The sequence below is a fragment of the Fusibacter sp. genome (assembly GCF_057447755.1).
In genome coordinates this window covers 1-6,752 of sequence record NZ_JBVBZF010000189.1, presented here as the reverse complement: position 1 = coordinate 6,752, position 6,752 = coordinate 1, and the positions used below count along the sequence as shown (strand labels likewise).

Genomic DNA, 6,752 nt, shown 5'->3' with positions numbered 1-6,752 from the left:
TTACATTGGTTTGGTAAGGTTCAGAAATTACAACCTCAGATGAGTTGATTGAGTTTTCATACCATGGTCTTACACGAGGATCATAATTATCTGAAGGTGAAAATCTTGGATATTCCATATAATCACCATTTTCAGTTCCCAGAAAAATAAAATGCGTCTCATCATGTGACTCTTTGAGCGCCTTAAAATACCCCTCAATCTCCAATGCCACATCTGAATATTGATGGTCACCACCATTCTGAGCAACATTCAAATAATTGCTAATTTGCTTACTGGATTGTCTAACACTCTCCAATGACGCCAATAAGTTTACCTCTTCTTCAATATCTTCAATCAAAGACTGATCAATGAGAGTTTGAACTTGATTTAATATTTGGTTTGTATGTTCTAAATTGTCTTTATAGAGCCAGCTTTCGATAAAGTTCTTTAAATATGTGCCGCCAATAAAATATGGAACGAGACAACCTAAAAAGATCCCTATAATCAGTTTTCGCCTTATTGAGCTTCTTATTTTCAATTTTTTCCCCTCAAAATGAATTGTATATTTTTTGTAATATAATAGTATCATTCTATAAAACTTTTTATATTAATACAATAGTTTAATACAAAGTATTTTTAAGGTTTAAATGTGGTTTCCAAAAAAAAATTACCTGAGATTTTATTCAGGTAATTTCTTATAAAAATTGAATAACAGCTTTATTTCTACCATTATTTTTTGCCTCTAGCAAGCAAGAATCTGCTAGCCTTATTAGGGCTTCATAGGATTCACTCTTATCCTTGCAAATCACTGCACCAAAGCTACAGGTAAGCTTAATTTTCTTATCGCCTGTATCATAGTATGCATTCGATATTTTCTTCTTAATATTTTCAACGACAATACGGCTACTCTTTATATCAAAATCTTGTACCACTATTAAAAATTCCTCACCACCATATCGTGCTACCCAATCACTTTCATTTCTTATGGATGATTTTAGCAATTTGGCAAAGCTAATTAAGACCTTATCACCTACTGTATGCCCATACTTGTCATTAACACTTTTGAACTTATCAATATCTGCCATTATGATTGCTATAGACTTACCCGTATCATGACACCTTGCTAAATCCAAGGGAAGCCTTTGCGATATATACCGACGATTGTATAAGGCCGTCATTTCATCTGTTACAATCATTTGACTCATGTTTTCAATGATTGAAGTGATATCACTATGCTTGCCTTGGTCTGAACCGTGATAGTAATTGCTGCCATCTATTTGATCAATAAGCTCCACCACCAAATTTTCATTGGTATCTAAGAAAAAGGCGTTAATGATAAAGCTCTTCCCTTCAATAAATTCTATCCTAGTAATTTTGCGTTTCTCTGAGATGACTTTTGAACAGTTACAGTCATTTTTTACTTTGCATAGTAAATGGCATGGCCTTTGATTAAGTTTGTCCTCTGAATCAAGAAAATATGTAATTTTTTTACTGCAGTCCACTATACGACATTCATCGAATAGTGGTTCATATCTTTTTTTTAAATCTAATAATTTTGAATGCATCGCTTACCTCGAAAAATTACTTTTTTACCACCCCTTGGCTCTTTAAAATAACTTGAAATTTATTTTTTTCAATATCAACCAAATAGTTTACATATTCAACAGGGTGACATATTTCACAGCTGAGTTCATCAATAAATTGTGCAATGATAATACTACCTATTCGATCATAAAGATCCTTCAATAAAGTTGTAGAGTTTTCCAAATTTTCATAGATAAATTTTTCTAATGGCGAAAACACCAAAGCAAAATTTATCATAATTTTCTCATCTTCAATTTTCACATGAATATTTTTAGGACCTCTTCCACTAACTCTTTTTATATGCCCAACATATTTAGATAGAATTAACCTTTCATAATCCCTTTTTGTGTTCAATTTTTACCCTCCCTGGATTTACTTTGTCTAATCAGAATCCTTTCTGATTAAAAAAAATAAAACCAATATAGTTGTATACTATATTGGTTTACATAAAAAGCTGAATACTTCTTCTTTTATAGTCTAACCGAATTCTTAAATTGGATTTTACGCACGTTTCAGACTTACATATATATGTAAATTATATTCGATTTATCCTTTTATGTCAATTAACACACTCTAAACTAGCATAAGTAAAATTATCATATTTTTGTACATTTATATGATTACGAACTGCAATTAGGCTTTTTTACCCAAGTCCACAGCCTCATCTAACCAAAAAAATAGAGACTTTAGTCTCTATTTCTGAATTCTGCTATATTATATCACTATTAAGCGACTTCGCCAAGTATTCAATATTGTCATATTTAGGCTTTGGCAAAGGCTTCCCTTCTTGCTGACTGGATTTAATCATCATTTTTGTAATTGTCTTATGCATAAACTTCATCTTATTAAGGTTGAGTTCTCCTCCAAAAGAAATCTGTGACCTTGAAGAAGCCAAAATCTTGGGTGTAAATGCATTTTTAAGGTGGGATTCGAAATTTTCCTCTAAGCCACAACTAAGAAATAGATCTATGTTGTGCCTGAGAATTTCTGACTCATTTGCCTCACAAAACTGTTTAAGTTGCTTTTGGACCTGCCCCATATAAATGGAGCCACCCATTACAATATTCTGATATTGGCTTAAATTAACCTGATTTGAATGCATGAGGTTGATACAATCCACCTCTCCACTGATTTTCTCTGAGAGTTGTTTTACCATTGCTTCTGTAAATCCATATGTCGTCGTATATAACACTAACGTTTTCATGAAAGCCTCCTATATTTCTTTACTTCCAACCTCTTAATGAAGTATTTCCTCTATAAAAGATAATATATTCCCTTTCTTGTCTAACGTCAATATGATTTCTAGGATTTTAACCAAACTCTAACGTTAAAAGCCCTTTAAAGCAATCTTTTCTCACCTTGTAAGTTCATGATTTCATCTATGATCTGACTGACTTCTAAGGTTCCCAAATATTGACCTTCTTCATCTCTCATGGCAAAATATTGAATTAATATTTTATGGTTTTTATAGTTGATCCAAAAGTTGGCAGATTCTCTCTCACCGGATCTGAAGGCTTCCACAATTTCAAGCACCTTATCAACACTCTCTGGAGGATGACATTGTTTAACATCCCTTCCTAATACTGCAGCTGATCTTGGAAATATTCGATCTTTTGGCCTAGAAAAATACCTTACTTTGTTATTCTGATCTACAAATGTCAAATCAACTGGCAAAGCAGAAAATAGAGCCTCTAACTGAGCAAATGATAGCCTACCTGTCTGGGTTTCGAAGATGCCTTTATTTTGCAAATAGTTGTCAAACTCATCTGAGAAATCTTCCTCAGGTTTATCAATAAATGGAAAATTGTAATCAAAGCTCTGTCTATACATAGCGCTCCACTCTGTTTGTTCGAGCACCTCACTGGCTACAGGTATCAATATGAGTTCTTCTTTTTTTAAGATGCCCAGCATACTGAATATGAGGCTGCTTAATTTCTGTTTAAGGTCCTCTTCAGTGGCGGTAACATTACCTAATATTTCAATAGTCTCCCTTATTTCATCCCGAATTCGGTCATGAAGTGACCACATGATTGACAAGCCTTCAAATTTTGGCATTCTCTTCTCTAAAAAAGGAAATAGGATATTTTCTTTCTTAACATAGTGATCGTTGAAGTCTTGGAGCTCCGAAACACTTTCTAGAAGTAGAACCCTATTTTCAGTACAATTCCCGAGTTTAATAATTGATTTAATGGCTTCAATTTTAGTTACTAATGCAGCATTTTCAGCCAAGAGATTGTTGATAAAATCATCTTCAGTGGGCTTTTTCCACTCATAGTTAATTAAGCTCTTATAAAAGACATTGATGACTTTGTCTAAATAGCTTAATATTTGTCTTGGTTCCTGCCCTTCATTCATGAGCTGGTAAAAAATATCAAATACCTCACCTGGTTTTACACTTTCAATATCCACTCGATAATCATCATAAAGCTGTTTACCATTTTCTCCTTGATTTAATTTTTTAGCATATTCAGTTAATCTTTTTATGCGTGCTTCATCAACTGACATAGTTCACCCCTCTTGTTTAGCAATCTAGATTGTCAACAAATTGGCCTTGGACTTGATAAGTTCAGTTAGTCCTTCACCCCAATATTTTACTTCAATACCCATATCTACAAGTACATCAGTGACATTGAGCTGGTCTGCGCAAGCTTTACAAGCGGTTACGTGTATCCCCTTGCTTATGGCAAAGGCAATGTGATCATTGATGACCTGATTTTCAGCTACCAATGAGGCAGTTGCCCCCCATACGATAATGGTGACATCTTCCCACCATCCCTTGAGTTTTGCGTTGATTCCATACATCAATACCATTTTCTCTGAGGTAATTATATCTGCATTTGTCCAGAGTATATATAGGTGTTTATCATTCATATCGCGTCTCCTCATTTTCTATTTTTCCAAGCCAATCCAATTTATAGTAAAGTTTTGGAATGATTTTGGTTTCATCTAATAATGAAGGCACATCGCCACTATGCTTTGCACCCATTTTTTCATAAAAGCCCTTGGCCTGTGGACTTGTCACTAATGTGATCATTTCAATTTCATTTTTTTTGCATTGTTTAATCATATGATGCCAAAGAATTGCACCTATACCTTTGCCGATAACTTCAGGCTTGACATACATAAACTCAAGTTCACAAAACCTGCCTTTCAAATTAAGGCTATAAAACCCAATAATTTGATTATCCCGAATGTATACAAATGTTGGATTTTCATTTATAAAGTCTGGGTCTACAGCATAAAAGGTCCTGAACTGATTCATGAAAATATCATCGTAACCCCAGTGTGCTTCTGAGCTCGCTGCAAGTTCTGATAATATGGCGGATTCATCAGCAAGTGCAGGTCTAATGAACTCAATTTCTGTATGCTGAAGCTGTGAAATGCCCCTCATTATTGCTTCGGGCATAATCCCTTGTTGCTTAAGCGCCTTCACTAAGCTGATATGAACTTGATCCTTTGTTCGAATGTGTTCAGCGATGCGTATAACCTTATTCTTTCGATTGCCCATTAGACCATATAAAATATACCAATCCTCAAGTGAAGTTAGTGGTATTGGTATGTCATCTTGTATCCAAGTATCAGCCACATACGTGGCATCAAAATGATATCTGAAAGGGCCATTTGAAGTATTAATGGTGAGTAATGCCATAAGATCAACTTCTACCTCTTCTATGAGGTATTCAAAAAAATATGGGGTACTATAGGATTCGGATTTCTCATATCGCTGTTTTTCACCAAGTTCATTTAAAACCGCGACACACTTGTTAATGTCTTTAACGTGAACAATCAAATCAATATCATGAGGGGCCTCTTCTGAAAGGTTATGATAATCCAATAGAATAGACCCACCAACTGCCCAGACAATATGAGCTTCATTCAGTGCTTTTGCAATTTTTAATAGTACAGCGTTTTGTTTTGATTCAAGTTTCAATTCGCGCCACCTTCCCCGTATCTTGTATGAGTCATTTACCCTGACTTAATACTTACCCAATATTTCATTTAAATATCGCTAATCCTCCTATTTCAATTTGTATTCTAAAGAAATCTCAATGTCATCAAAGCTTCTAAACCAAACATAATGGTCAAAGCCTTCCCCCCAATGATCCTTAGAAATAATATTGGGCGTTCCAAGTTTTTTTGTCCAAATTTTCTTTGCAATTGTATAACCACTATCCAGACAAAATGATGTAATCCCTTTCCCTAACATCACCAGGTACATGGCATTTAGCATGAGGGTGCCAATGCCTTGATTGTGATAATCTGGATGAACAAGAACACTACCTATTTCACCATATTTATCATATGCCCCATTTGATAGCTCAACGATTAGACTGCCAGCAGGTCCATATGCAATTGTGCCCAGAATTTTTTCGTCAGATTTGGCCACCAAAAAAAAATAGTCTTTACCTGAAGAGTCAAGGTCTCTTTGTGCAAATCCCATTTTCTCATCGGTCTCCTCTTTGATGAACCGGTCTATATCATCAATACCCTCTTTTTCCATAACATCTTTCAAACAGTACTTAAAAAAAGCCTCCAGGTCAACCATGTCCTTGGCAGTCAACCTTTGGAGAAGGATCTTATTTTTCGACATACTTAACGTCCTTTCTTATACAGTAAATCAAAGTCATATGTCATCTCTTCCATTCTTTTTTCAAACCAGTATTTTGAGTCTGACAAGGCCTTGTTATAGGTGATTTTACCAAGTGTATCTATAAAGAAATCCAAAAGCATATCTGCAGCAATTGTCCCGATTTCTTCATCACGTTCAACATTGAAGTAGTTTTGAATTTCACTGATCATGAGATCTCTTTCTTCTTTTTCCAATGTTATATTATCTAAGACTGACCTTTTTTTCATTTTTATATCCTTTCTAATTATAATAGTTAAATGACCCTTAAAAGATAAGCCTTTAGGTCTTTCACGCTTTCAACTATTTTTATGGGATTGCAGGCCTTAAGCTCATTATAATCACCATAACCATAAAGCACACCCACTGCGTCAACACCATTTGATTTGGCACCTAAGAGGTCGTGTTCCCGATCTCCAATCATGAGAACTTCATGAGATTTAAGCGCTTCCATATTGATTAAGTCTGCTATGACTTCTCGCTTTTGGCTTCTAGTGCCATTGAGTTCACTGCCTAAGATTACTTTAAAATAGGGGGCTAATTGATCCTTTTCCAAAATAGT

The 6,752-nt window shown here is 34.7% G+C and carries 10 protein-coding genes; all 10 read right to left on the bottom strand.

The genetic code is table 11. The features are described from left to right. A partial coding sequence (locus AC220I_RS15975; protein WP_486724858.1) for a PDC sensor domain-containing protein occupies positions 1 to 517 on the bottom strand: 517 nt, incomplete at its 3' end. Positions 518 to 674: 157 nt separating this feature from the next. Next, positions 675 to 1,544 (bottom strand): GGDEF domain-containing protein, encoded by an 870-nt coding sequence (locus tag AC220I_RS15970; protein ID WP_486724857.1) that lies wholly within the window; start codon positions 1,542 to 1,544, stop codon positions 675 to 677. A 16-nt stretch (positions 1,545 to 1,560) separates the two neighbouring features. Beyond that, positions 1,561 to 1,917: a Na-translocating system protein MpsC family protein gene (locus AC220I_RS15965; protein WP_486724856.1), complete on the bottom strand. Its 357-nt coding sequence runs from the start codon at positions 1,915 to 1,917 to the stop codon at positions 1,561 to 1,563. 355 nt (positions 1,918 to 2,272) lie between these two features. Continuing rightward, positions 2,273 to 2,767, bottom strand: coding sequence for a flavodoxin domain-containing protein (locus tag AC220I_RS15960; RefSeq protein WP_486724855.1), 495 nt, complete (start codon positions 2,765 to 2,767; stop codon positions 2,273 to 2,275). Positions 2,768 to 2,901: 134 nt separating this feature from the next. Then, on the bottom strand, positions 2,902 to 4,068 hold the full coding sequence (locus tag AC220I_RS15955) for a DUF438 domain-containing protein (RefSeq protein WP_486724854.1): 1,167 nt from the start codon (positions 4,066 to 4,068) through the stop codon (positions 2,902 to 2,904). A 24-nt stretch (positions 4,069 to 4,092) separates the two neighbouring features. Next, on the bottom strand, positions 4,093 to 4,434 hold the full coding sequence (locus AC220I_RS15950; RefSeq protein WP_486724853.1) for a DsrE family protein: 342 nt from the start codon (positions 4,432 to 4,434) through the stop codon (positions 4,093 to 4,095). Then, the gene (locus tag AC220I_RS15945) at positions 4,427 to 5,494 is read right to left on the bottom strand and encodes a GNAT family N-acetyltransferase (RefSeq protein ID WP_486724852.1); all 1,068 of its coding nucleotides are present in this window, start codon (positions 5,492 to 5,494) and stop codon (positions 4,427 to 4,429) included. Before AC220I_RS15945 ends, AC220I_RS15950 begins: the two co-directional genes overlap by 8 nt. Positions 5,495 to 5,581: 87 nt before the next feature. Next, positions 5,582 to 6,154: a GNAT family N-acetyltransferase gene (locus tag AC220I_RS15940; protein ID WP_486724851.1), complete on the bottom strand. Its 573-nt coding sequence runs from the start codon at positions 6,152 to 6,154 to the stop codon at positions 5,582 to 5,584. A 2-nt stretch (positions 6,155 to 6,156) separates the two neighbouring features. Further along, positions 6,157 to 6,420, bottom strand: a complete 264-nt coding sequence (locus AC220I_RS15935; protein ID WP_486724850.1) for a DUF2164 domain-containing protein — start codon at positions 6,418 to 6,420, stop codon at positions 6,157 to 6,159. A gap of 26 nt (positions 6,421 to 6,446) precedes the next feature. Continuing rightward, a partial coding sequence (locus AC220I_RS15930) for an HAD hydrolase-like protein (RefSeq protein ID WP_486724849.1) occupies positions 6,447 to 6,752 on the bottom strand: 306 nt, incomplete at its 5' end.

Bases quoted from the DNA above. Each gene is read 5' to 3' on its own strand.
- AC220I_RS15935 (WP_486724850.1), bottom strand. From the start codon at position 6,420: ATGAAAAAAAGGTCAGTCTTAGATAATATAACATTGGAAAAAGAAGAA.
- AC220I_RS15950 (WP_486724853.1), bottom strand. From the start codon at position 4,434: ATGAATGATAAACACCTATATATACTCTGGACAAATGCAGATATAATT.
- AC220I_RS15970 (WP_486724857.1), bottom strand. From the start codon at position 1,544: ATGCATTCAAAATTATTAGATTTAAAAAAAAGATATGAACCACTATTC.
- AC220I_RS15955 (WP_486724854.1), bottom strand. From the start codon at position 4,068: ATGTCAGTTGATGAAGCACGCATAAAAAGATTAACTGAATATGCTAAA.
- AC220I_RS15940 (WP_486724851.1), bottom strand. From the start codon at position 6,154: ATGTCGAAAAATAAGATCCTTCTCCAAAGGTTGACTGCCAAGGACATG.
- AC220I_RS15960 (WP_486724855.1), bottom strand. From the start codon at position 2,767: ATGAAAACGTTAGTGTTATATACGACGACATATGGATTTACAGAAGCA.